We start from the raw sequence: 23,083 nt of genomic DNA, 5'->3' as shown, positions 1-23,083 counted from the left end.
CGAAGCGCGTGCTTTGACAACGACGCCTTCGACGATAATTCGGCTCTTCTACGTGGGTGTCGGGTTCTTGCTGGAGCAGTTGTGGCTTGTGGTGCAATGGGCAGTGCTCGCCCAGCCACGGCGTGGTGGGCGAGCACTTCCGGTAGCGTTCACGTTCGGCGATGCATTCCTCCACGGGATTGAGCAGGTGCTGGACGATGAACTCGGCTGGAAGGAGGAGCATCGGACGAACGGGCAAGGACTCCCGACAGGGTACGATCACGGACTCGGCTGAACCGCCTCGCTTCAGGCGAAGCGAGGCTGGCGAAGAGCGGCAGCTATGTTCTGGGAGCCGTCTGATCCACGGCTACAGCGGAAACCAACCAGATATATGACTATTTTCGATCTTCAGCACTGTTAATAGTGTTCTTCCTCTCGTATCGGCGTCCTCACCATGTCAGACTGCGATCTTGCTGCTACCGTCATCGGGAGAACGGACAACTAGCGATTATAGACGTAATCCTCGAAAACGGGAGAGATACTGACATCTGATATGAATTATTTATCAAATAATTTTATTAAAAAATTTGGTATATGGTAGTCACAAGATTCAAATGATCGAACAACCCCGTATACGTATCCTAGCCCGACACAGGCGGTCAAAACAACCAGCATCACCAATTGTTGGATCTTTTTTATTGAGGGATCGCAAATTATTCCCCGTATTCGCTTGGGTACCGCTGAATCGGCTAAGTGCCGCAAAAAAGCTGCCTCTTCGTTTGATGGCTCATCAGAATTTAATTCCTCAATAGCTCGCTTTGAATAACCCTGCCAGAATGCTCGCTTGCACAGCCACATCGGTTTGGTTCGATATTCGAAGATTTTGTGCGCAACTATTGCGTCTGGAACGTACAGCATTCCTTTCGCGAAGGTGTCGTACATCCGCATTGCAAACTCTGTTTCTTCGGCTTGAATCTGATCGTCAGCTGTCAGTCCTACTCCTTCATTGAATCCACCTATTTTGTCAAATACTTCGCGTCGAAAGGACATATTTGATCCGAGTGTATTCCGTACTTCGCTCCACGGTTCCAACCGCTCTTCGTAGTTTGCACCCACAAGCCAATAAAACTCCTCTGGAAGAAACGAAGATTTTCCCGCAACCCACTCCGGAACCATTTTTCCGCCGACAGCGATTGCATCGGTTTGTTCGTACGCGAAAACCAGTGTTTCGATCCAATCAGGTTTTGCGATTGCGTCGTCGTCAAGGAACGCAACTGCCTCACCAGAAGATAATTCAACACCCTTTGTACGACTGTACGACAACCCTCGGTTCTCCTCGTTGCAGTGTATTACTGTGTCGGCCCGCTTACCGAATTGCTCCTCAATGCGATCATACATATCTTCGTTGCCGTCGATAACTAACACCACCTCAATAGGATCGTATGTCTGTGCAAGAACACTTTCTACCGCCTCGATGAACGATTTGTACCGATCCATTGAATATACACAGATAACCACTGAAACCTTCATTATCGGATTACTCACGCCAAGTGTTACATTAAACTACCGACCCCATCGACCTATAGCTGTCTTTCATAAGCCTTATTGACTGATTGAGACTGTGGCAAACTAATGAAAGATGCCGTGCTCGACTACCTCCGGGGTGTGAAGCAGGCAGACTCCCCCGCTGATGTGTTGAAACAAGTGTATCACATTCCAGTATTAGCGGCCCTCATCGCGTTCATGTTGGCCGTCCGGCTCCGCGCACTGGAGAACTTCCAAACTGACGGTGGCGTGACGTTCCGCGGCAACGACCCGTGGTATCACTTCCGGCAGACGAACTATCTGCTCGAACACTTCCCGACGACGATGCCGTTCGACCCGATGACAAACTATCCAACGGGGACGAGCGTCGATCAGTTCGGAACCCTATACGACCAGCTCGTCTCCGGGTTTATTCTCCTCACTAGCTTTGGAGATCCCTCACCCGAGTACGCCGGTTTGATCATGCTCGTTGCCGCACCGGTGTTCCTTACGGCGACTGTCATCCCCGCGTACCTCATCGGGGCCAGATTCGCTGGTCGGTGGCCGGCACTCGTTGGACTCGCCATTTTCGCACTCCTTCCAGGAACCGTTCTCAGATACAGCTTGGTCGGGTTCTACGATCACAGCGCGGCCGAGGTTTTCTTCCAGACACTCGGGGTATTCGGCTTCGTCACCGCGATCGCCGTTGCCCAACAAACCCAACCAGTCTGGGAGTTAGTCGTCGATCGAGACCTCGACGCGCTTCGTCGGCCACTCCTCTACTCCATTGGTGCTGGAGTTGCGGCAGCACTCTACATGTGGGCGTGGCCACCTGGTATCCTCCTTGTCGGCTTCACTGGCATTTTTTTTGCGCTCAAAATCACGACCGATGTGTACCACAACCGGACGCCGGAACCGATGGCGTTCGTCTGTGCCGTTTCGATGACGGTTACTGGAATACTGATGTTTGTTCCATTGAATAGTTTCACTATTAGTGGGGCAACCAACCACAGTCTCCTCCAAGTTATTCTTCCGCTAGGAGTTGGTTTAGGTTCGATCTTCCTCGCATATCTCGCCAGACAGTGGGAATCACGAGAGCTGGATCGGAGCTGGTACCCGGCTGCTGTCGGAGCGTTAATTCTTGTCTCTGCCGTCGCATTCTCTCGATTTGTGGTTGATCTTACCGGTTCTCTCCTCGCACGCATTGGATTCAGTGCAACGGCCGGTGCAAGGACGATCGGTGAAGCATCTCCACCGCTTTCTCAGGATCCCCCCTTCGAGTTTATCTACAGCGAGTATCGACTTGCACTGTTCACCGCGATCGCCGCAGCTCTCGTCATGCTTGCCCGCCCGTTGATCAAAAGTGACGACACGCGCGACACAGGATATGTCGCCGCCGCCCTCACAACAGTCGGCTTGATCTATCTCGGCTCTCCTGTTGTCGACCAGATCGCTGGGATCTTCGGCACGACGTGGCAGGTGCTTGGCTTGCTCATCAGCACTGGTCTGATCGTTGGTGCCACGCTCCGCCATCGTTACGATGCGACCGAACTCTACGTTCTCGTTTGGGGTGCGTTCATCATCTCCGCGGCGTTCACCCAGATCAGGTTCAACTACTATCTTGCCGTCGTCGTCGCCGTCTTCAACGCGATCTTCATCGCCCAAGCAACCGACTTCCTTGATATCCGCGCGACCGCCGGCTCGGTTCGTGATTCCGCACAGAATCTCGAAGGCTGGCAGGTCATGGCCGCGGTGACGATCGTCTTCCTCGTTGTTGCCCCGTTTGTGTTCCCGACGGTTGCGGCGTGGGACACTGGCAGCGCCGACAGCAATCGTCCTGGTGCGATTGAAATCTGGGATGATAGCTTAGAGTGGATGAACGAGGAAACCCCGGCACCCGGAACACTCGAAAATCCTGACGCCGAGGCGATGGATCCAACCGGAACCTACGAGCGACCTGCCGACGGCGACTATGACTACCCAGACGGAGCGTATGGCGTTCAATCGTGGTGGGACTACGGCCACTGGATCACCGTCCATGGTGAACGGATCCCGAACGCCAACCCGTTCCAGCAGGGGGCGACTGCGGCCGCCAACTACCTGCTTGCACCGAATGAAACAGCCGCTGAGGACGCCCTCAACGAAAAGATGGGCGAGGACGGTCAAACGCGATATGTCATGGTCGACTCCCAGATGGCGAACCCGAACTCGAAGTTCTCCGCGCCGACGGTGTTCAACGACAATGTGAGCTTCGATGATTACATCGATGTTGTCTATCAGCAGCGCGGCGAGCAGCTCCAGCCGGTCAGACTCCGCACCCAACAGTACTACGAGAGCCAGATGATCCGGCTGTACGCCTATCACGGGAGCGCGGTCGACCCGTCACCCGTCGTCCTCGATACCGAACAGCGAACCGTTCCGACCCGAGGTGGTGGCGAAACACAGGTTCGGGTCTTCGAGGGTGGAGCTCAAACGTTTGGCTCGCTTGCGGAGGCCGAAGCCTACGTCGAGGAGAACCCCGGTGCCCAGCTTGGCGGCATCGGTGACAACCCAACCGAACGCGTCGACGCGCTTGAGCACTATCGGCTCATCAAGGCCAGCGACACGCCGAGCCGAAACTATCTCAACAGCTACCGCCGACTCCAACAGCAGACCAACGCCTCGGCCGGCTCCCTGCTTCGCAACACACCCTCCTGGGTGAAAACCTTCGAGAAGGTGCCCGGGGCGACCATCGAGGGCTCGGGTGCCCCGGCTGGGAGCGAGGTACGCGCCACGGTGCCGGTCGAGATCCCGGCCAGCGGCAACCAGTTTGCCTACACCCAGTATGCAACCGCCGACGAGAACGGCAACTTTGAGATGACGGTGCCGTACTCGACGACCGGCTACGAGGAGTTCGGCCCCGAAAACGGCTACACGAACGTCAGCGTTCGCGCCACGAGCGAGTACCGACTCCAGGCCACAACCGATGACGGTGGCTTCTATGCCGGCACCGCCAGCGTCGACGAGGCACAGGTCGTCGGTGCCGACGAGACGGCCGTCGATGTCCAACTGAGCGAGGAACAGCCGCTCCAGCTCGGCGGCCAGTCGATCCAAGCCAGCGGCTAACCGAATGCGTCGACTCAGAGCCCTCGGTGGCGTCTATCTCCGCGGGCTTGCGATGGGGGCAGCCGATGCTGTGCCGGGCGTCTCCGGCGGCACCATCGCGCTGATCACCGGCATCTATGAGCGCCTGATCGCCGCGATCACCGCTGTCGACCCTGACCGGTTCCGCCGTATCATCGGGGGGCTTCGTGCCGAGGGTCGTTCTGACGCCGTCGCCGCGCTCCGAGAGCTCGACGCCTTCTTTCTGGCCGCACTCGGCGGAGGAATCCTCACTGCCGTCGTCTCCGTGTTACGGCTCGTCAGCCTGCTTTTAGAGATCGCGCCGGTCGCCACCTACGGCTTCTTTTTCGGCCTGATCGGCGCGTCGGCAGCCGTCCTCTACAGTGAGGTCTCATTGGCGACTCGGGGGCGACAGCTCGCCGCCATCGCGGGTGTTGGGATCGCCTTCGCCCTTTCGGGGTACGCCGCAACCGCACTCGGCTCGTCGCTGCCGATCATCTTCGTCGCCGGCGCGGTCGCGGTCACCGCGATGGTGTTGCCCGGCGTCTCTGGGTCGCTGCTGTTGCTCATGTTCGGCCAGTACGACTACATGTCGACGACGCTCAGCTCGTTCACCGATGGGCTCGTTGCCGCGGCCCGTGGTAACGGCACCGACACTGTGACTGAGACCGCGCCGACGATCGCCGTCTTTCTCGTTGGCGGCGTCGTCGGCCTGTTTACCGTTGCCCACGCGGTTCGGTGGGCGCTCACCAACTATCGTGAGGCAACACTCGTCTTCCTGGTGAGTCTCATTGTCGGTGCGTTGCGAGCCCCGGTCGTCCAAACTGGGATCGAGCTCAGCGAGGCCGGCCGTGCGTGGACACCCGAATCGATCGGGCTTTTTGCTGCTGTCGCCGTCGTTGGTGCTGCTGTCGTCGTCGGCATCGATCGGCTCGCTGGTGGTGTTGGGGTCGGAGCTCAGTCGTGAGATTGTGAAGAGGTGGTGCAGCTATCGCCTATTGTCTGAAACGATATTTCATCTCTCTTATATTGTGGAAACATTAACTACGTTGCATCTACAACTAACTGGTATGTCGACCGCTGTTAAGATGGACGAAGAGGCGAAAGCTGAACTTGAGGCACTCCAGGCTGAGATCAAACTCAAAACAGGAAAAAAGGTCACCCAACAGGAGATCCTCTCCCAACTGATTCGGTCAGCAACCGACGATCGATCCACGTTTATTGACTCCTTTCGCGACGGAGAAGTGGCTCTGAACGAGGCTGCTATTGACCAGTTCAACGAGGGACAGATCTCCTCAGGTGTTGAAACAGATGAAACCGATATTGACGAGATTCTATACGGATGAGCGTGTTCGTCGACACCGGCGTTTTCTACAGGCGGAGCAGGCCGAGTGCCTCGGGGCTTGCCCCCGAGGATGAAAGCCGTACGCTCCGCTAAACGTGTTCCGTTCGCTCGATATACTGCTCAATCGTGTCGGTTGAAACATCACCTGTCGTCCCCACGTAGTACGATTTCTCCCAAAACCCACCGCCCCACAAGAACTCCTCTAAGAACGGCTCGTGTTGTTCCCACATCTCCCGCGCTGTGATGCTCTTGACCGTTCGCACAATCTCGCTCCGTGAGTGCTTCGGGTGAGCGGATACGAACAGGTGAACGTGGTCGGGCGAGATGTGGAGTGACAGTATCTCGTAGCCGTACTTGTCACACACGTCGCGGAAACTCGCCTCCAGCGAATTCTCAATTCGTTCGAGTATCGCGTGGCGGTACTTCGGGCACCACACGAAGTGGTAGTTGACGTTGTACACTGTGTTGTTCGACCGCTTCTCGCCCATACCTACCAACACAACGACCAATCAAAGTATTCTCTAAAGTGACTTACAATCTACCACCAGTAGACTCATGATCGTAAGGGAGCAAGTAGTAGCGTGACGAAGCAACTCAAGATATCTGACTCCGTGTACGACGACCCTGACGAACTCAAGGACGAGGAAGAGCACACGAGTTTCGACAGCGTACTCCGCACGCTCCTCCTCCACTACCGTCACGTTCAACCCAACGACTAAGAATGACTGACGCACAGGCTCTCGTCAAGACGCTGGACTTCCAACTCGACATCCAGAGTGACAACGAGAGCCTGCTGTACGACGCCTGTCTCGAATCGCGCTCGGTGTACAACGAAACCATTCGACTAGCCAAAGAAGGCATGGACTGGGATGCGATTCCCGACCGCGTGGCCGACGACGCCGACCTCGTGAAGAACACGACACAGCGCGTTGTCGCTAAAGCCCTCGGCGCGATGGAGAACTACTACGAGTACGATGACTTCGGCCAGCCGAGCCACACCAAGGACGGCGCGTACCCGCTTCGAGCCAACTACGAAGAAGGCTACAACCTGTCGCTCAACGACGACGGCGACGTGGCGTTCCGCATCAGCGCGAAACCGTACAAGCACGTCAAAGGCGTCCTCGACGGTGACGACGCCCACCTCGACATTCTCAAGACTGCACTCGAAAGCGACGAGTGGAAGATTGGGACGACAGAAGCCCTGTTCCACAACGACAACGCCGAACTACACGTCAACGTCACCAACACCAAGCAGACCGTCCGCGACAAGCAGGACTCACAGACCGTCGTTGGTGTGGACGTGAATGAGGACAACGTGGCTCTGACCGCGCTCTCCGAGAACAGTGTCGAAGATACGTTGGTCATCGACTTCCCCGAAATCAAGTTCGAGCGTCACCGCTATTTCACGATGCGGAAGCGCGTGCAGAACGCGGGGAAAGAGAGCATCCACGACACGCTGGGAGGGTGTGAGGAACGGTTCGTCCGCGACCGACTCCACAAGGTATCTCGGCACATCGTGGAGTGGAGCCGTCAGTTCGAGAGGCCGTGCATCGTCTTTGAAGACCTCAAAGAGATGCGCGACAGTATCGACTACGGCACGCGGATGAACCGACGCTTGCACCACCTCCCGTTCCGCGCTCTCCAATACTACACCTCGTACAAGGCGTCGTTTGAGGGTGTTCCGACTGCGTGGATTAATCCCGAGTACACGAGTCAACGGTGTCCGATGTGCGGTCACACAGAGCGAGCGAATCGCAACAAGAAGCGGTTCAAGTGCAGTTCCTGTGAGCATCAAGACCACAGCGACCGAGGTGCAAGCGTCAACGTCGCCGTAAAGGGTATCAAGAAGCATCAAGACTGGAATGTGCCTGCTCTCAACAACCTTCCCCAAGTCAAGAAGGTGCGACGGCGGGCATCGGGGGCCGTGGACGCCCCGACCGTGGCCTCGGATACCGCGAAAGGGCATCATCCCGATGGTATCAGAGGCGTATCCGACTAATCCACGGGAAGCCTCGGGGCTGACCCCGAGGCGGTTCACGCTCACCACGATACCGACGCCAGCTGACATGCCGTTGGTGCCGAAGCGTTGACCGAAGTTCTCCGGTCACCCGAATACGGCCGCGTCATGACAAGCGACTATATATACGATGAGGCGGTCACGTTGACTCAGATGCGAACGGGTGATGTTGAGGCCGGCCTTGAGCTTGGCCGACGGATTCGCGGTGACGGCTATCCGTCGGCGATCGAACTCCTGTACTCCTCACAGAGATTGTTCGACCGGGCTGTGACCATCCAGCAAACCTACGCCGACCACGGGCTCAGTTTTACTGACGCTTTCTCTGTGGCCATGGTCGAATCCAACGATATTGATTGCCTGCTGAGCTTCGACGATGACTTTGATGGGGTCGTCGATCGACTCGCTCCGGAAACGCTTGTTTCAGAATGACGGCGGTTTGATCCCAGCCGGAGCTACAACAGCTGAAAGACGTGCTGATCTCCATCTGTGCGCTCCTACCACTCTCGAAACCCTGTTGCGTGTTGATCTGAAAACTCCCGAAACGAGAGAGCCCTGATTTATCCACGAGTCGTGGTACCACATGCCTTCGAATTTCGAAACGAAGATGCGGATCTCGCAATCTTTCGTCGGCCTTATTACGATGAGCGTATTCCCCGAGCACAATGAGCGATGAGTCAGCGACAGACGAGGAGGATCGCACGATCCTACTGATCGGCAGTGGGCCGATCCAGATCGGACAGGCCGCCGAATTCGACTACTCCGGCGCGCAGGCCTGCCGAGCACTCCAGGAGGAAGGCGCACGCGTCGTCCTCGTCAACTCCAACCCGGCGACGATTATGACTGACCCGGAGATGGCCGACGAGGTCTACATCGAGCCGATCAACACTGAAGCGATCAGCGAAGTCATCCGCAAGGAGAATCCCGACGGCGTCATCGCTGGCCTCGGCGGTCAGACCGGGCTCAACGTCACCGCCGAACTCGCCGAGGAGGGTGTGCTTGAGGAGTACGATGTCGAGATCATGGGCACCCCGCTCGACACCATCTACGCGACCGAAGACCGCGATCTGTTCCGCCAGCGGATGGAGGAAATCGGTGAGCCGGTCGCCAAATCGACGACGATCTCCCTTGATGAGGACGAGTCGGTCACCGATTTCGACGAGGATGCCTTCCGCGGCCGCGTCGAGGACGCCTTAGAGGAGGTCGGTGGCCTCCCTGTCATCGCCCGCACGACCTACACGCTCGGCGGCTCGGGGTCGGGCATCGTCGACGACTTCGAGGAACTCGTCGAGCGCGTCCGCAAGGGCCTCCGCCTCTCGCGGAACAGCGAAGTCCTCGTGACGGAATCCATCGAGGGCTGGGTCGAACTCGAATACGAGGTCATGCGCGACGCCGACGACTCGACGGTCATCATCTGCAACATGGAGAACATCGACCCGATGGGCATCCACACCGGCGAGTCGACGGTCGTCACCCCCTCGCAGGTCATCCCCGACAAAGGCCACCAGGAGATGCGCGATTCCGCGCTGAAAGTCATCCGCGAACTCGGCATCGAGGGCGGCTGTAACATCCAACACGCCTGGCGCGACGATGGCACCCCCGGCGGCGAGTACCGCGTTGTCGAGGTCAACCCCCGCGTCTCGCGCTCCTCGGCACTCGCCTCGAAGGCGACGGGCTACCCCATCGCCCGTGTGACTGCGAAGGTCGCCCTCGGTAAACGCTTGCATGAGATCACCAACGAGATCACCGGTGAGACGACCGCGGCCTTCGAACCCGCCATCGACTACGTCGTCACCAAGGTGCCGCGCTGGCCGATCGACAAGTTCGACGACGTAGACTTCGAGATCGACACGGCGATGAAATCAACCGGTGAGGCGATGGCGATCGGTTCGACCTTCGAGGAGTCGCTGATGAAGGCCCTCCGCTCCTCGGAGTACGATCCGGCAGTCAACTGGAACGAGATTGACGGCAAGACACTCGAATCCGAGTATCTTGAACGTCCTTCGCCTGATCGCCCCTACGCCATGTTTGAGGCCTTCGACCGCGGCTACTCGGTACAGGAGGTTATCGATCTCACGGGGATCAAGGAGTGGTACGTCGAGCGGTTCAAACGCATCAGTGATTCCGCACAAGCCGCCCAAGATGGCGACTTCACGCCCGCGGCAACGGCCGGCTACACGAACAACGAGATCGCTGAGATCGCCGACGGCGGCGTCGAGGTCGACACCATCGAACAGGAAGTCCCGGGTCGCAACTACAAACAGGTCGACACCTGCGCCGGCGAGTTCAGAGCCGAAACCCCCTATTACTACTCCGCGCGCTTGCCGGAGTTCCATAGCGGCCCGCTGCTCGGCGATGAGGCCGCCGGCGAACTCCGTGTCGACAAGGAGACCGAAAGCGTCGTCGTCGTCGGTGGCGGCCCGATCCGCATCGGCCAGGGTGTTGAGTTCGACTACTGTTCAGTCCATGCTGTCCAGGCTCTCCGTGATCTGGATGTCGAAGCCCACGTCGTCAACAACAACCCCGAGACAGTCTCGACGGACTACGACACCTCTGATGGGCTGTTCTTCGATCCGATCTCCGCCGAGGAGGTTGCTGATGTCGTTGAGGCAACCGGTGCTGACGGCGTGATGGTGCAGTTCGGCGGCCAGACCTCGGTCAACATCGGTGAACCGCTGCAGGACGAAATCGACCGTCGTGGCCTCGATTGCGATATTATGGGCACGACGGTCGAAGCGATGGATCTCGCCGAAGACCGCGATCGGTTCAACGAACTGATGGACGATCTCGGCATTGCTCAGCCAGAGGGTGGCACGGCGACCTCCGAGAACGAGGCTCTCGAACTCGCCCACGATATCGGCTACCCCGTCCTTGTTCGCCCGAGCTACGTGCTTGGTGGCCGCGCGATGCGGGTTGTCCACGATGACGCCGAACTCGAACACTATATCGAGGAGGCCGTTCGCGTCTCCCCTGATAAACCGATCCTCATCGACGAGTTCCTGAGCGACGCGGTCGAACTCGATGTCGACGCCGTCGCCGACGGCGAGGACGTGCTGATCGGCGGCATCATGGAACACGTCGAAAGCGCGGGTGTCCACTCCGGCGATTCAGCGTGTCTGATCCCGCCGCGCTCGCTGTCCGAGGAGACGCTGGCCCGTGTCCGCGAGGTGACCGAAGATATCGCCACCGCTCTTGAAACGGTCGGCCTGCTCAACGTCCAGTTGGCTGTCCGCGACGGCGAGGTCTTCGTCCTTGAGGCGAACCCACGCTCCTCCCGTACCGTCCCGTTTGTCTCGAAGGCCACCGGCGTCCCGATCGCCAAACTCGCCGCGAAGGTGATGACCGGGCTCTCCTTGGATGAGATCGACGCCGCCGAGCAGATCCCCGAACAGACCAGCGTCAAGGAGGTCGTGCTCCCGTTCGACCGCCTGCAGGGCTCGGATCCCCGTCTTGGCCCGGAGATGAAATCCACCGGCGAGGTTATGGGCAGTGCCGACACCTTCGGGAAAGCCTACGACAAAGCCCAAGATGCCACTGGCAAGTCGATCCCGGAATCCGGCACGATCGCGCTTGATCTCTCGGCTGAGGCCTTCCCCGATCCCGACACCGAGGCCGGTGAACAACTGGCCGACGGGTTCGGTGAGTTCTTCGAGTTCAGCGAGGCCGTCGATCTGATCGATGCCGCCCGCGCCGGTGAACTCGACATCATCGTCTCGCGTGACCGCGATCTGTTGGAGGTCGCCGTCGAGGAGGAGATCACCTACTTCTCGACGCCGGCCAGCGCGAACGCCGCGCTTGAAGCCCTCCAGGCCAGCGATGAACCGATCGACGTGAAATCGATCGCCAGCCGCCCAAAACGCGTCGAGCAGTGGGGTAAGTAGGCAGACGCCGTCTGTCGTCTCGACCGTAACCTCAGTACAGCCCAAGACTTTCTTTGATCGCTACGTCGATCTTCCGTAACTCTTCTGCGGGAACTGATCCGAGTCGTTGCTGAACCCGTGCTCCGATGTCAACAACTCGAATTTGGCTCAAATCAGCGACGGAGTCACTATTTAATGGCGTCTTGGAGGCCAATAGTTCGACCTCAAATGGATAGATATCAGCTGGATCGTACCGTGTGGTAAATGGGGCAACGATCGTTGTCGGCGAGTGCTCGTTTCCAACATCATTTTGAACAACCACACATGGCCTGTTCGCTCCCTGTTGTTCGCTACCCTCTGTTGGATTCAGTCGAACGACAACGATATCACCACGACGGAGTTTCATATTCTCTCACCTACTCTTCTCTCGTCCACTCTGGTGTATCACCAAGTCGCTCAGTTGCCTCTGTGGAGGCATTTTCCATCTCCTCGGCAAGTGTGCGCGACCGGTCAGCGTGCTTCCGGTAGCCTTCAGCAAGCCGCTCTTCATCGGTTGGTGGCTTCAGAACGATTTCGTCGTCTGTTTCTCTGATTGTTATCTCCTCCCCACGTTTGAGTCCGTGACGTTCGCGCAACTCCTTTGGAATCGTGATCTGCCCTCGCTCGCCGATCTTCCGTCTGTGTTCACGCATGCTGATTCATACTTTTTTCATACGCATAGAACTGCCGGCTGAAGGAGCGAACATGAGGTATTGATCGGATTCTGGCTAGCAGTGTCCTGCTCGGTGTCACCATGCTTCGCCAGCCAGAAGCGGATATATCCGCCTGCAACCCCTATCAGTGGTAATGGGACGGACTGCGGCAACTGACGAGCAACGCGATACAGCGACGCCGGCAACCGAGGCAGCGACAACCGGCTCTGCGACCGCTCCGGCACTCGCCATCGAGAGCCTCTCGAAGCAGTTTGGCGATGGCGAAAACACGGTGGTAGCGGTCGACGACGTGAGTCTCACCGTCGACCCCGGCACTGTCGTTGGGCTGCTCGGCCCAAACGGGGCGGGCAAAACGACGCTGATAAAATGCGCACTCGGGATCGTGCTGCCCGACACCGGCGCAGTTCGCGTCTTTGGGAGTGATGTTGCCGACAGCCACCAAGCAGCGTACGCGAATGTCGACGCGATGCTCGAAGGTGCGCGCAACGACTACTGGCGGCTTACTGTCCGCGAAAATCTGCGGTATTTTGCGACGATTCACGGCGTTGATCCGGCCTCGGTTGCCACGCGCCACGACCGCCTGCTTGACCGCCTCAACCTCGCCGACAAAGCCGATACACCCGTCCGAGAGCTGTCCCGCGGGATGAAACAGAAGGTGTCGCTGGCGAGCGTTCTCGCTGGGGGTGCGGATCTCGTTTTCCTCGATGAACCAACATTGGGACTTGATGTCGAAAGTGCGCGGACGTTGCGCCGTGAGCTGCGCCGACTCGCCTACGAGGAGGGGCTGACGATCGTACTCAGCAGTCACAATATGGGTGTCATCGAGGCCGTCTGTGACCGTGTGGTGATGATGACCGATGGCCGCATTGTCGCCGACAACACCGTATCAGCACTGCTGTCGGCAGCCGATCGCAACGTGGTGCGGATCACCAGCCCGGATATCGATACAGCACTCCTCACCACACTCCGATCGACATTCGATGTGCAGGCGGTTGAATCGACCTCCGATGGCACCCGTGTCGACATCGCCGCCGGGGGCGACACCCTCTATGCGGTGATGGAGACGCTCCGTGCCGACGATGTAACCATCGAGACGATCCAGACACTCAAACCGGAACTCGAAGATGTGTTTGTCGAGTTGACCGGACTGGCACCTGAGCAGGCCGAACAGCGGAGTGGGTCGCTATGACCGACGACCCCGAGAGCACAACAACGAGTACGACCGCCAACGCAGTCCCATCAGCCAGCGGTGCCACCGTATCGTCTGCCTCCACCAGCCACGATTCGGAGCCCAAGCCAGCCACCTATTACCATCTCGCAAAAGCCGTGCTGTACCGCGAATTCCTGATCTTTGTTCGCTATCCAGCCAACGCCATCGGTGGGATTGTCGTGGCACTGTTTTTCTTCGGGGTTCTGTTTTACGGCGGGCGACTGCTGACCGGCCGCGCGCTCACCGACTCGATCGAGGGGATCATCGTCGGCTACTTTCTGTGGACGCTGTCGGTTGGGGCATACTCGTCGGTCTCGAATGATCTTGGTAGCGAGGTACAGTGGGGCACGCTTGAACGGCATATTACAACGCCGTTTGGGTTTGCACCGGTGGCACTGCTCAAGGGGGTCGCAAAGATCGTTCGCACCTTTCTCACGAGTGCGGTCATTCTCGCAGCAATGCTCCTGCTCACCGGCACACAACTGAGCCTCTCACCGTTCACAGTCGTCGTCATCGCCGGACTTTCGATCACCTCGGTGCTTGGCCTCGGGTTTGCGGCCGGTGGCATTACCGTCCTGTACAAACGGATCGGCAACTGGCTGAATCTCCTGCAGTTCGGCTTTGTCGTTCTCATTTCAGCCCCTGTCTTCGACGCGCCGTGGACTCGCGTCCTGCCGCTGGCCCATGGCAGCGCGCTCCTCCAACGGGCGATGGTCGACGGGATCCGGCTCTGGGAGTTTGGCCTGCTTGAGCTTGGCCTGCTTGTCGGTGTTGCAGGTGGCTACCTCGCTGGCGGCTATCTCGTTTTTCAGCTCGCCACACGGCGCGCCAGACGGCTCGGCGTGCTCGGCGATTACTGACAGCCGGGAACACCCCCCGATCACCTACACCCGGCGTAAACGCCGGGGTTTGTCGGTGAACTCCCGGTCTACCCGCGTGATGCGGTGGGCGTAAAATCGCCACTCCCGTTCATTGTTCCCGACTTCAGGGCGAGGTGATTGGTCGCCCCTCCAGCACCAGACTTACGCCGGTTCTGGAGATACCGCGCTGCGATGTTTCGAGCCGCGTTGTAGTCGCTGTGTAGCTCCTTGCCGCACTTTTGACACACAAACTCATCGCCGTCACGGTTCTGCTTGTGTGTGAATCCACACTCGGTGTGACTGCACTGCCGACTGGTGTAGGCTGGATTCACCATCTCGACAGTGATCCCTTCGGCCTTCGCCTTGTACGTGATCTGTCGGGCTAGCTCACTGAACGCCCACTGTTGGAATTTGCTCAGGTCACCGATCCGCTCGCGGATACCCGCTAAGTCTTCCAGCACGATGGTATCACAGTCGTTGGCGACGGCTTCGGCGACTACTTGTTTCGATACATTGTGCAGGTAGTCATCACTCCAGTTTGCGAACCGACTACCGATTGACTGGATCGTGAGATGTGCAGACCGCGTGCCCTGTTGTTGGAGTTTCCCGCGTCGGCGTTCGTACTCCCGGCGTTTGTGGTTGAACAGGTCGGCATTACCGATGAACGCACCGGAGCTAGTCACAGCGAGATACCCGTCCACGTTTCTATCGACGCCAAGGACTGTTCGGCCCTCGGCCTCTCCCTGCGGCTCATCACGTTCTTTAACGGTTTTTAGGCGGTAAGTCCCCTTCCTCAAGGAGCAACGCAGTGAGCAGAGCGAACGAGTAGCGCAGTAGGGAGGGGATACACCGCCGTCATTGTCTCCCAAACGCTCTGTGGCGACCGGCCCACAGGCCCACGCCAACCACAAGCCATTTGTATGTAAATTACATAAGTTATGATGTGGCAACGCGAAAAACCATCTCCATCCGTGACGATCAAGAGAAATGGATTCAGGACAATCACCTGAGTCTTTCTTCGTTTGTCCAAGAGCAACTGGACGAGCTGATCGAAGAACGAGAGTCATAGATGAAGTACAACTACAAGTATCGACTTGACCCACCGGAAGCCCTCACCGAGACGCTTCTGTACCACGTCGATACTTGTAGGCAACTCTACAACCACGTCCTCTACAAACTCAACGAGTCCGATGAGATTCCCGCACGCTACAAGATACAGGGAACACTCCCCGACCTCAAATCGTGGTGGGACGAGCTCGGAAACGTTCACTCGAAAGTGTTGCAGATGGTCGTCAAGCGCGTCTATGACAACCTTTCAACGCTCAAAGCGCAGAAAGAGAACGGACGCGCCGTGGGGATGCTCAAATGGAAACCGCCTCGGGAGTATCGCTCTCTCACCTACAACCAGTCCGGCTTCAAACTCAAGAATACGGGTGGCCGGCCTGTGCTGTGGTTGAGCAAAATCGGTGGGATTCCGATTCACCTCCACCGAGATATCCCCGAGAACGCGACCATCAAACAGGTCACGGTCAAACAAGAACCCACAGGCGAGTGGTTCGCCACCTTCGGTATCGACATCGACGAGGACACGCCCAAGAAACCTGAGAACCCAGAGCGGTGTGTTGGGATCGACGTTGGCATACTCAAATACGTTCACGATACGGACGGCAGTGCTGTCGAGTCGCCTGACTTGTCGGCTGAACGTGAGCGGTTAGAACGCGCCCAGCGCAACCTCTCACGGAAGGAACACGGCTCTGCGAATTGGGAGCAACAACGGCAGGTAGTTGCCCAACACCATGCCGATCTAAAACGGAAGCGACGTGATTTCTTGCACAAGTTGTCGAACTACTATGCCACTGAATACGATCTAGTGGCTGTCGAGGACTTGGACGCGAAAGGGTTGGTTGAGCTGCCCGGCAACTCACGCAATAGAGCGTCGGCGGCGTGGGGGAGGTTCAAGCAGATGCTCACATACAAATGCGAGAGGGAAGGAACGCACTTTGTCGCAGTTGATCCAGCGGATACAACCAAAGAGTGTGCGAGCTGTGGTGTGAAAACAGAAAAGCCACTATGGGTTAGAGAACACTCTTGTCCCGCCTGCGGGTTTGAAGCAGATCGAGACGCGAACGCGGCGATCAACATACTTTCTCGTGGTCTTTCAGAACTACAAATAGGAGTGGGACACTCCGAAGAAACGCCTGTGGAGACTGCGCTCCCTGTGGATACACCCGTATCTGCAAAGCGCGTCATAGAAGCAGGAAGCCCCACCCTCAAGGAGCGAACCGCGTCAGCGGTGAGCGAGTAGGGTGGGGTAGTTCACTTATTGAAACGTGGAGATAGTAGGCATCTGATTGGCGGTCGTAGCGGAGTTTCGCCCCTTGTTTCTCCCACTCGTCTGACTCCATGTAGTCGGCTTGAATAGAGCCGTTAGGATAGACGTATTCGGCTTTGACACGCCCGTTGCCGTAAGCGGCAAGCGTACAATATCCGTCGAAATAGCTGATTGCACTGGTATTGTAGACGGTCGTATTCGACGTGAATACCGGCTTAGAAACTTTCTCACCCTCTTTCATGCGGTCGACGACGCCACGGAGTGCATCGGCGGCATGGTTGACTGCGGCAACACAGAGGTCAGAGTGTAGTCCGGTTTCGTCTCGGATGTCGTCGTAGAGGTATGGTTGAAGCTGGGAGCGAGATGTGATCACGTAGCCGTCGTCGTTGCCCTCCCATCCTCGATCAGTGAACCGTTGGGCGGCGTTCCTGAAGGTGTCCATTGTTTCCTTCAGGTCGTCCCGGCGGTCGTCGGGGACAGAGAGTTTGACAACAGCGGTACGTTGAATCTCCGTCTACACATCACAAGTGGTGTTATGTAGTTATAAACGTTGGGGAGTTGGTCGGCACGGCGTGTGTCGGGAGATCGGCACTCATGGCGCGATTCCCGCCCGGTCGCCAGACTGCGTCTGGCGGGCAACCAGAACGCAGTTCTGGTGACGGCCTGAAGGCCGGGACTCCCTCGCTGTATTAGGTGGCCCGAACACGGCCCTACGAGAGTTTGTCGAGTGCCGCAAAGAAATCAGCCACCGGCCCGACGAGTCGCACCGGTGTTTCGGCCCGCGAAACGGTGATTTCTGCGGGTGTTTCAATCTCGTGTGGCCGTCGTCCGTCGCTGACAACGACCGCGTGGTCGGCATCGTCGACAGCCACCGTCACCTCACAGTCACCGCCGACGACCAGCGGCGGCATGCCATCGACACCACACATCTCGTTGACGATCAACGCGCCGATCGAGGGGTGGACGATCGGCCCGTTCTCACTGAGATTGTAGGCTGTGCTGCCGGTCGGCGTGGCGATCATCACGCCGTCGGCGTGGTCGTGGGTGTACTCCGAGCCGTCGATTGTCACCCGGAACGTCGCGCCGCCGTCAGGGCCGCGCCGTGGGCCGGTCACAATGATTTCGTTGACCGCAGGAACGCTTTCGAACCCCTCACACCGAGCGGTGAGCCGCGGGGCCTCTCTGATCGTGTGATCGCCGGCGTCGATCGCCTCAACAGCCTCTCTGACGGCGGCAACCGCGTTTTCTGGACTCACGGCGTTCAAAAACCCGACCTCCCCGAGGTTGACACCCAACATCGGTGCCCCACCGGCGGCGCGTGCGGCAAACAGAAAGGTGCCGTCGCCACCGATGCTGACAACCAGATCACAGGTCGCAAACACACCCACGTCGCTGCTAGCGGCCACGTTGTCGACCGTGTTTGCCGTGGCCGCCGGCTCCTCCAGCGCGGCGGCGGTGGCGGCATCAAGCCGTGTCGACACCCCGCCGTCGGTGAGGGCGGTTTGGATCGACTCGGCGACACTGACCGCCCGGCTGTTGTCCCGCTGTGCGACGAGGCCGACATCCATACCTCCGGATTCTCGCCGGGGTGGCAAAAGGGCTGTGTCACCACCGTCTGCGCCCGGCTTGTCAGCGTTGGTCAGTCGTGGCGGGTGAGACAGGTCGGCAGGCCGATCAGCTCGACGGGCTCGGAGTTGTCGGGCGAGTAGACAACGAACTGGCCTTTCTCCATGTAGGGTACCTTCGACTGCAGATTCGTGGGGATATTGACGCTGTTGATCGCATCCTCATCACCGAGGTTGAGCACCAGCTTCGTGTTCAACTGCTTAAATACCGGATCGGCGATATCCTGTGGATCCTGCGTAATGAGAAAGAGGCCAAGCCGCTCCTTGCGACCCTGTTTTGCGGCCTCGGTAAACTTCTGGACGACCTTGCGGGCCTGCACGGTGTCGGCGTCGGCAAGGAAGTTGTGGGCCTCGTCCATCCCTACCACGACCGGCGTCTCTTTGATTCGGTCGCTGGCGGGCGCATTCGAGAGCTTGTTGTCGATCAGGTACGCTGAGACGGCAAGCACACACAGCTCCTTTGCGCGACTCGATGAGAGGTGGTAGGTCGGCACCACCGTTAGCCCCCCCGGGCGGACAAGCTGGTGGTCGAGTTCGGTGATCGGTTTTGCTGATTGGTCGAAGATCCCAGCGGGCATCCCGAAGACCCGTCGTTTGATCGCATCAAACGTTGCCTCGTGGACGCGGCCGGATTCGTCGAGCTCCTCTTTCAGGGCTGGATCATCGAGGAACGATGTAAACTGGCCGTAGGTTCCCGATTTGCCGTACTGTCGGAAGAACCGATTCAGCAGCGTTTGCAGCCCCGAATACTGATTATCGTTGAGGCTGCTACCGGCGACGAGCCACGGCCGTTGCTTTGTCATCGAAAACGGAACGGTAAACTGGATCTGTTCGGCGCGGTGGCCCTCGCCAGGATAGCTCGTCCCGTCTTCGGTGGGGACAAGCGCGATCGTGTCGTCGACGCCGCCGTAGGCGACGCCCTCCCGCTCCAGTTTGCGGGCGAAGCCGTCGTCAAGCTCGGGATTGTCGTCGTGCATCTGGGCGTACTCGTCTTGGGGGTCGAACTGGACGACCGCCGGCGAGACAGTCCGTCTATCGTCCATCGGGTACGCGCGCTCGTCGCTGAGATACTGCCGGAGAATATTCTTTGCGGCGTGCGTTTTCCCGGAGCCGGTGCCGCCGGCGACCAGCGTGTGCCGAAAGACCAGCGGGTCGCCGGCCTCGTAGTCGTCGGTCAGCCGATAATCGATCGTCGGCGGCTGGGCGGCGGTTTCGACCGTCTCGCCGCCGACCGAGAGATGGCCGAGGAAAACGCCCTCCTCGGGGATGTTGAGCCCGGTTTTGATCTGCTCGCTGTCGGTCGCCTGTCTGAGAATCGCCCCCGGCTTGGGCACGCGATCGGTCATCCGGCGGTTGAGCTCGACGGTGCCGTCATCGTCATACTCCTCGTAGAGGACGGCGACGGGGTCGAGGTCGGCCATGAACTTGTAGTCGCGTTCCTCGAAGGTCGACTGCCGCATCATCCGGCGGGCGTGTATCTCGGTGGCGTCGTCGGCATGGAACTCCTGGGCGTATTCGAGGCCGGTGATCCGACAGAACAGCGTTTCATCGTCCGGATACGGGACAAGGAGATATTTCCCGATCCGCACGGCCTCGCGGTTGCCGGTCGTGATGAACGCCCGCAGTGTTGTCTCGTCGTCGTCCTCGGCAACGCGCAGGCCTTGGGAGACCGACAGCGCGCCCATTCCGGTGTCATCACCCGCCACGTCGGCGGCGATGAGCTCGAAGCTGTCACGGTCGTCTGTGTTGTTGTCGCTGTGATTGTCGATCGTGTCAGATTCAGCGCTGCCTGCGGCTGTCCCGCCGTCAGCCGACGACACCGAGTCGGATTCTGTCTCGCCTTCGTCGGTGTCGTCGGTCACGTCACTAAAATCCTCCAGCGTCATACAGTGGGGTACCGCTGTGGGGGTAAACTCCTTTCCCCTATCGACCGCGGGGTCGCTGGCTTTTATTTCTCGGCGATAGTATCGACTGGTATGGAGTACGACGCAGACAGCACCGCGCTCATCGTTGTCGACATGCAAAACGGCTTTTGTCACCTGGATGGCTCATTGTACGCGCCCGGCAGCGAGGCCGCCATCGACCCGGTCGGCGATCTCGTCGACCGCGCTCACGATGCAGGGATGCCAGTCGTCTACACCCGGGATGTCCACCCGCCGGAGCAGTTCGATGATGCTCACTACTACGATGAATTCGATCGCTGGGGTGAACACGTCGTCGAAGGCAGCTGGGAAGCCGAGATCGTCGACGACCTGCCTGTCGGTGACGACGATCACGTTGTCGTTAAACACACCTACGATGCCTTCTATCAAACCGAATTGGAAGGCTGGTTGAACGCCCACGGGATCGAGGATCTCCTGATCTGTGGCACCCTCGCCAACGTCTGTGTGTTCCACACTGCCGGCAGTGCTGGCGTGCGGGATTTCAAGCCGGTCGTCATCGAGGACGCGCTGGGCTACATCGAGGAGGGTGATCGCGAGTATGCGGTCGATCACTGTGAGTTCCTGTTTGGCGAGGTTACGACCAGCAAGGAGCTGTCGTTCGCGTAGCTCGGTAATCCAACTAAAGGACGCGTTCGATATCGGCGAGTATGTCGTCGAAGGCGGCCAGCTGTTCGTCGTGTGTCGTCTCAGGCTCCTTGGCTGTCGGTACGGCATCGGCTGCTCCGTAAATAACGATCCCCTCCTCGTGGATTGATCGCCGGAGGGCTGCTCCCGTGTGAGCAAGAGGCACAACATCGATCGCGTCAGTTCCGAGCTCAGCACTGAGTCGTTCGATCAGCCGGAGTCTAGCTCGGGTTCGTGCGGTTGAATCAAGATCGTCGTCGAACGCAACTGCGAGATTGATGTCACTGTCGCCGGTAACTTCGCCGCGTGCATGTGAGCCATACAGCACGGCAACCGTGACCGGGGCGTCGGCAAGCACCGAGACGAGTCGATCAGGGTCGACCGAAAGGCTCGCTATTTTGTCGATCTCTCGCATCGATTATCGATTGGGTCGCAGGCGACGTGAATTACCCTACCCTACTCGCTCACGGCTGACGCCGTTCGCTCCTTGAGAATAGGGCTTCCTGCTTCCACGACGCGCTTTGCAGACACCGAATCGGTGTCCGTAGGGAGCACAGTCTCCACAGGCGTTGATTCGGAGTGTCCCACTCCTAGTTTTGACAACCCGCGAGAAAGGATGTTCCACGCTGCGTTCGCGTCTCTGTCCGCCTCAAACCCGCAGGCAGGACAGGAATGTTTCCGAACCCACAACGGTTTTTCCGTCGAAACGCCGCAAGACGCACACTCTTTGGTTGTCCCTCTCGAACCAACAGCGACAAAGTGCGTTCCTTCCCGTTCACACTTGTATTCAAGCATCCGCTTGAACGTCCCCCACGCCGCCGACGCTCGCTTCCGAGAGTTGCCCGGTAGTTCGACCAACCCCTTCGCGTCCAAGTCTTCCACGGCCACGAGGTCGTACTCCCGAGCGTAGTACGCTGAGAGCTTGTGGAGGTAGTCTCGCCGCTTGTTCTTCAACTCGGCGTGGCGTTCGGCCACGTCCTGCCGTTGTTTCTCCCAATTCGCAGAGCCGTGTTCTTTCTGGGAGAGGTCACGTTGAGAGCGTTCGAGTCGGTCGCGTTCGTCCGAAAGGTCGAGCGATTCGACCGCAGTGCCATCAGTGTCGTGTACGTACTTGAGAATCCCCACGTCGATGCCGACGCATTCCTCAGGGTTCGCTGGTTTCTCGGGTGGGGCTTCGTCCACGTCGATGCCGAACGTGGCGTACCATTCTCCCGTGGGTTCTTCTTTGACCGTGACCTGTTTGATGGTCGCGTTCTCAGGGATGTCCCGGTGAAGATTGACGGGTATCTCACCGATTTTGCTCAACCACAGCACAGGCCGACCACTCGTATTCTTGAGTTTGAAGCCGGACTGGTTGTAGGTGAGCGAGCGGTACTCCCGAGGCGGTTTCCAATTGAGCATCCCCACAGCGCGTCCGTTCTCTTTCTGTGCTTTCAGCGTGGAGAGGTTGTCGTAGACGCGTTTGACGACCATCTGCAACACTTTCGAGTGAACACCGTTCAGGTCATTCCACCACTCTTTGAGGTCAGGAAGTGTGTCCTGTATCTTGTAGCGTGCTGGAATATCGTCTGTCTCGTTGATTTTGTAGAGGACGTGATTGTACAGTTGCCTACAAGTATCGACGTGGTGCAGAAGCGTCTCAACGATGTCTTCTGACGGGTCAAGTTGATACTTGTAGTTATAGTGCATTGACTAATCGTCTGAGTCGGGTTCGGAGACGCGGACGACTTTCACGTCGGCTCCACGCCAGCGTTTAGGAACTATCTGTACCAAGGAGAGAATCCCGGCGTTTACGCCGGGCGTGAATCCGACAATCCCGACATTTATATCGAATGGTTTCATAATATACATTGACCAAGGCGGTATATCCGCCCCCATGTCGGGATAATCGGACAATATTGGGATTCCATCTCTGGCTTTCGCAGGTACCCCTGCGTGAGAGGGTATGGACA

At 58.3% G+C, this 23,083-nt stretch carries 23 protein-coding genes and 1 pseudogene; 13 read left to right on the top strand and 11 right to left on the bottom strand.

Going from position 1 to position 23,083, the window contains the following annotated elements; genetic code table 11:
* Window positions 1-274: pseudogene (locus DP106_RS07675) on the top strand (ISH3 family transposase); the annotation flags it as partial.
* Between the two features lie 263 nt (window positions 275-537).
* Here DP106_RS07675 and aglG read toward each other — a convergent pair.
* Window positions 538-1,509: a glucosyl-dolichyl phosphate glucuronosyltransferase gene (gene aglG, locus DP106_RS07670; protein WP_120084480.1), complete on the bottom strand. Its 972-nt coding sequence runs from the start codon at window positions 1,507-1,509 to the stop codon at window positions 538-540.
* A gap of 102 nt (window positions 1,510-1,611) precedes the next feature.
* Between aglG and DP106_RS07665 the strand changes: the two genes are divergently transcribed.
* From DP106_RS07665 to DP106_RS07655, 3 genes are all read left to right on the top strand, one after another.
* Window positions 1,612-4,608, top strand: a complete 2,997-nt coding sequence (locus DP106_RS07665; protein WP_120084479.1) for an oligosaccharyl transferase, archaeosortase A system-associated — start codon at window positions 1,612-1,614, stop codon at window positions 4,606-4,608.
* Between the two features lie 4 nt (window positions 4,609-4,612).
* Window positions 4,613-5,572, top strand: coding sequence for a DUF368 domain-containing protein (locus DP106_RS07660; protein WP_120084477.1), 960 nt, complete (start codon window positions 4,613-4,615; stop codon window positions 5,570-5,572).
* 103 nt (window positions 5,573-5,675) lie between these two features.
* Window positions 5,676-5,951, top strand: coding sequence for a hypothetical protein (locus tag DP106_RS07655; RefSeq protein WP_120084476.1), 276 nt, complete (start codon window positions 5,676-5,678; stop codon window positions 5,949-5,951).
* An 88-nt stretch (window positions 5,952-6,039) separates the two neighbouring features.
* Here the strand turns inward: DP106_RS07655 and tnpA are convergent, their stop codons facing one another.
* Window positions 6,040-6,438: an IS200/IS605 family transposase gene (tnpA, locus tag DP106_RS07650; RefSeq protein ID WP_120084474.1), complete on the bottom strand. Its 399-nt coding sequence runs from the start codon at window positions 6,436-6,438 to the stop codon at window positions 6,040-6,042.
* A gap of 93 nt (window positions 6,439-6,531) precedes the next feature.
* Here tnpA and DP106_RS15815 point away from each other — a divergent pair, with 93 nt between their 5' ends.
* The 4 genes from DP106_RS15815 (at window position 6,532) to carB (ending at window position 11,845) form a co-directional block, all read left to right on the top strand.
* The gene (locus DP106_RS15815; RefSeq protein ID WP_165857847.1) at window positions 6,532-6,669 is read left to right on the top strand and encodes a hypothetical protein; all 138 of its coding nucleotides are present in this window, start codon (window positions 6,532-6,534) and stop codon (window positions 6,667-6,669) included.
* A 2-nt stretch (window positions 6,670-6,671) separates the two neighbouring features.
* Entirely contained in the window at window positions 6,672-7,949 is a 1,278-nt protein-coding gene (locus DP106_RS07645) for an RNA-guided endonuclease TnpB family protein (RefSeq protein ID WP_120084473.1), read from the top strand.
* Window positions 7,950-8,036: 87 nt separating this feature from the next.
* A complete protein-coding gene (locus tag DP106_RS07640) occupies window positions 8,037-8,396 on the top strand; it encodes a type II toxin-antitoxin system VapC family toxin (RefSeq protein ID WP_205738901.1) in 360 nt (119 codons plus the stop codon).
* Window positions 8,397-8,629: 233 nt separating this feature from the next.
* Complete coding sequence (carB, locus tag DP106_RS07635) at window positions 8,630-11,845, top strand: carbamoyl-phosphate synthase large subunit (RefSeq protein ID WP_120084470.1); 3,216 nt, start codon at window positions 8,630-8,632, stop codon at window positions 11,843-11,845.
* Window positions 11,846-11,876: 31 nt separating this feature from the next.
* Here carB and DP106_RS07630 read toward each other — a convergent pair whose 3' ends face one another.
* A complete protein-coding gene (locus tag DP106_RS07630; RefSeq protein ID WP_120084469.1) occupies window positions 11,877-12,230 on the bottom strand; it encodes a type II toxin-antitoxin system PemK/MazF family toxin in 354 nt (117 codons plus the stop codon).
* Window positions 12,231-12,240: 10 nt separating this feature from the next.
* Window positions 12,241-12,516: an AbrB/MazE/SpoVT family DNA-binding domain-containing protein gene (locus DP106_RS07625; RefSeq protein WP_120084467.1), complete on the bottom strand. Its 276-nt coding sequence runs from the start codon at window positions 12,514-12,516 to the stop codon at window positions 12,241-12,243.
* Window positions 12,517-12,670: 154 nt separating this feature from the next.
* Here DP106_RS07625 and DP106_RS07620 point away from each other — a divergent pair, with 154 nt between their 5' ends.
* Both DP106_RS07620 and DP106_RS07615 read left to right on the top strand, forming a co-directional pair.
* Complete coding sequence (locus tag DP106_RS07620) at window positions 12,671-13,726, top strand: ABC transporter ATP-binding protein (RefSeq protein ID WP_120084466.1); 1,056 nt, start codon at window positions 12,671-12,673, stop codon at window positions 13,724-13,726.
* Window positions 13,723-14,607 (top strand): ABC transporter permease, encoded by an 885-nt coding sequence (locus DP106_RS07615; RefSeq protein WP_120084465.1) that lies wholly within the window; start codon window positions 13,723-13,725, stop codon window positions 14,605-14,607. Before DP106_RS07620 ends, DP106_RS07615 begins: the two co-directional genes overlap by 4 nt.
* A 68-nt stretch (window positions 14,608-14,675) precedes the next feature.
* Here DP106_RS07615 and DP106_RS07610 read toward each other — a convergent pair whose 3' ends face one another.
* On the bottom strand, window positions 14,676-15,476 hold the full coding sequence (locus DP106_RS07610) for an RNA-guided endonuclease InsQ/TnpB family protein (RefSeq protein WP_276310066.1): 801 nt from the start codon (window positions 15,474-15,476) through the stop codon (window positions 14,676-14,678).
* Between the two features lie 74 nt (window positions 15,477-15,550).
* Here DP106_RS07610 and DP106_RS16385 point away from each other — a divergent pair, with 74 nt between their 5' ends.
* Entirely contained in the window at window positions 15,551-15,676 is a 126-nt protein-coding gene (locus DP106_RS16385) for a hypothetical protein (RefSeq protein ID WP_276310065.1), read from the top strand.
* Window positions 15,677-16,912, top strand: a complete 1,236-nt coding sequence (locus DP106_RS07605; RefSeq protein ID WP_120084463.1) for an RNA-guided endonuclease InsQ/TnpB family protein — start codon at window positions 15,677-15,679, stop codon at window positions 16,910-16,912.
* Here DP106_RS07605 and DP106_RS07600 read toward each other — a convergent pair.
* The 3 genes from DP106_RS07600 to DP106_RS07590 all read right to left on the bottom strand — a co-directional run bounded on the left by DP106_RS07600 (window position 16,878) and on the right by DP106_RS07590 (window position 20,450).
* Window positions 16,878-17,381 carry a hypothetical protein gene (locus DP106_RS07600; protein WP_205738900.1) on the bottom strand — a complete coding sequence of 168 codons (504 nt, stop codon included), beginning with the start codon at window positions 17,379-17,381 and terminating at the stop codon, window positions 16,878-16,880. The genes DP106_RS07605 and DP106_RS07600 overlap by 35 nt on opposite strands.
* Before the next feature lie 268 nt (window positions 17,382-17,649).
* Window positions 17,650-18,507, bottom strand: coding sequence for an NAD(+)/NADH kinase (locus DP106_RS07595; RefSeq protein ID WP_120084462.1), 858 nt, complete (start codon window positions 18,505-18,507; stop codon window positions 17,650-17,652).
* A 71-nt stretch (window positions 18,508-18,578) separates the two neighbouring features.
* Window positions 18,579-20,450: an ATP-binding protein gene (locus DP106_RS07590; protein ID WP_120084461.1), complete on the bottom strand. Its 1,872-nt coding sequence runs from the start codon at window positions 20,448-20,450 to the stop codon at window positions 18,579-18,581.
* Window positions 20,451-20,540: 90 nt separating this feature from the next.
* On the opposite strand from DP106_RS07590, the gene DP106_RS07585 reads away from it, so the two are divergent.
* Complete coding sequence (locus DP106_RS07585; protein WP_120084460.1) at window positions 20,541-21,113, top strand: cysteine hydrolase family protein; 573 nt, start codon at window positions 20,541-20,543, stop codon at window positions 21,111-21,113.
* Between the two features lie 13 nt (window positions 21,114-21,126).
* On the opposite strand, the gene mntA is transcribed toward DP106_RS07585, so the two are convergent.
* The 3 genes from mntA to DP106_RS07570 are packed head-to-tail and all read right to left on the bottom strand — an operon-like array spanning window position 21,127 to window position 22,973.
* Window positions 21,127-21,546 carry a type VII toxin-antitoxin system MntA family adenylyltransferase antitoxin gene (gene mntA / locus DP106_RS07580; RefSeq protein WP_120084458.1) on the bottom strand — a complete coding sequence of 140 codons (420 nt, stop codon included), beginning with the start codon at window positions 21,544-21,546 and terminating at the stop codon, window positions 21,127-21,129.
* 41 nt (window positions 21,547-21,587) lie between these two features.
* Window positions 21,588-22,820 carry an RNA-guided endonuclease InsQ/TnpB family protein gene (locus DP106_RS07575; protein WP_120084457.1) on the bottom strand — a complete coding sequence of 411 codons (1,233 nt, stop codon included), beginning with the start codon at window positions 22,818-22,820 and terminating at the stop codon, window positions 21,588-21,590.
* 3 nt (window positions 22,821-22,823) lie between these two features.
* Window positions 22,824-22,973: a DUF2080 family transposase-associated protein gene (locus DP106_RS07570; RefSeq protein ID WP_120084489.1), complete on the bottom strand. Its 150-nt coding sequence runs from the start codon at window positions 22,971-22,973 to the stop codon at window positions 22,824-22,826.
* Window positions 22,974-23,083 lie beyond the last annotated feature (110 nt).

This window comes from Halonotius pteroides (assembly GCF_003605635.1).
Classification (GTDB): Archaea; Halobacteriota; Halobacteria; order Halobacteriales; family Haloferacaceae; genus Halonotius; species Halonotius pteroides.
Note: the sequence above shows the minus strand (reverse complement) of the source record. Positions and strands in the feature narration are given on the sequence as shown.

Bases quoted from the DNA above. Each gene is read 5' to 3' on its own strand.
- carB (WP_120084470.1), top strand. From the start codon at position 8,630: ATGAGCGATGAGTCAGCGACAGACGAGGAGGATCGCACGATCCTACTG.
- DP106_RS07600 (WP_205738900.1), bottom strand. From the start codon at position 17,381: ATGGACACCTTCAGGAACGCCGCCCAACGGTTCACTGATCGAGGATGG.
- DP106_RS07660 (WP_120084477.1), top strand. From the start codon at position 4,613: ATGCGTCGACTCAGAGCCCTCGGTGGCGTCTATCTCCGCGGGCTTGCG.
- DP106_RS07590 (WP_120084461.1), bottom strand. From the start codon at position 20,450: ATGACGCTGGAGGATTTTAGTGACGTGACCGACGACACCGACGAAGGC.
- DP106_RS07655 (WP_120084476.1), top strand. From the start codon at position 5,676: ATGTCGACCGCTGTTAAGATGGACGAAGAGGCGAAAGCTGAACTTGAG.
- DP106_RS07620 (WP_120084466.1), top strand. From the start codon at position 12,671: ATGGGACGGACTGCGGCAACTGACGAGCAACGCGATACAGCGACGCCG.
- DP106_RS07570 (WP_120084489.1), bottom strand. From the start codon at position 22,973: ATGAAACCATTCGATATAAATGTCGGGATTGTCGGATTCACGCCCGGC.
- aglG (WP_120084480.1), bottom strand. From the start codon at position 1,509: ATGAAGGTTTCAGTGGTTATCTGTGTATATTCAATGGATCGGTACAAA.
- mntA (WP_120084458.1), bottom strand. From the start codon at position 21,546: ATGCGAGAGATCGACAAAATAGCGAGCCTTTCGGTCGACCCTGATCGA.
- DP106_RS07665 (WP_120084479.1), top strand. From the start codon at position 1,612: ATGAAAGATGCCGTGCTCGACTACCTCCGGGGTGTGAAGCAGGCAGAC.
- tnpA (WP_120084474.1), bottom strand. From the start codon at position 6,438: ATGGGCGAGAAGCGGTCGAACAACACAGTGTACAACGTCAACTACCAC.
- DP106_RS07595 (WP_120084462.1), bottom strand. From the start codon at position 18,507: ATGGATGTCGGCCTCGTCGCACAGCGGGACAACAGCCGGGCGGTCAGT.
- DP106_RS07645 (WP_120084473.1), top strand. From the start codon at position 6,672: ATGACTGACGCACAGGCTCTCGTCAAGACGCTGGACTTCCAACTCGAC.
- DP106_RS07585 (WP_120084460.1), top strand. From the start codon at position 20,541: ATGGAGTACGACGCAGACAGCACCGCGCTCATCGTTGTCGACATGCAA.
- DP106_RS07575 (WP_120084457.1), bottom strand. From the start codon at position 22,820: ATGCACTATAACTACAAGTATCAACTTGACCCGTCAGAAGACATCGTT.
- DP106_RS07605 (WP_120084463.1), top strand. From the start codon at position 15,677: ATGAAGTACAACTACAAGTATCGACTTGACCCACCGGAAGCCCTCACC.
- DP106_RS07625 (WP_120084467.1), bottom strand. From the start codon at position 12,516: ATGCGTGAACACAGACGGAAGATCGGCGAGCGAGGGCAGATCACGATT.
- DP106_RS07630 (WP_120084469.1), bottom strand. From the start codon at position 12,230: ATGAAACTCCGTCGTGGTGATATCGTTGTCGTTCGACTGAATCCAACA.
- DP106_RS07615 (WP_120084465.1), top strand. From the start codon at position 13,723: ATGACCGACGACCCCGAGAGCACAACAACGAGTACGACCGCCAACGCA.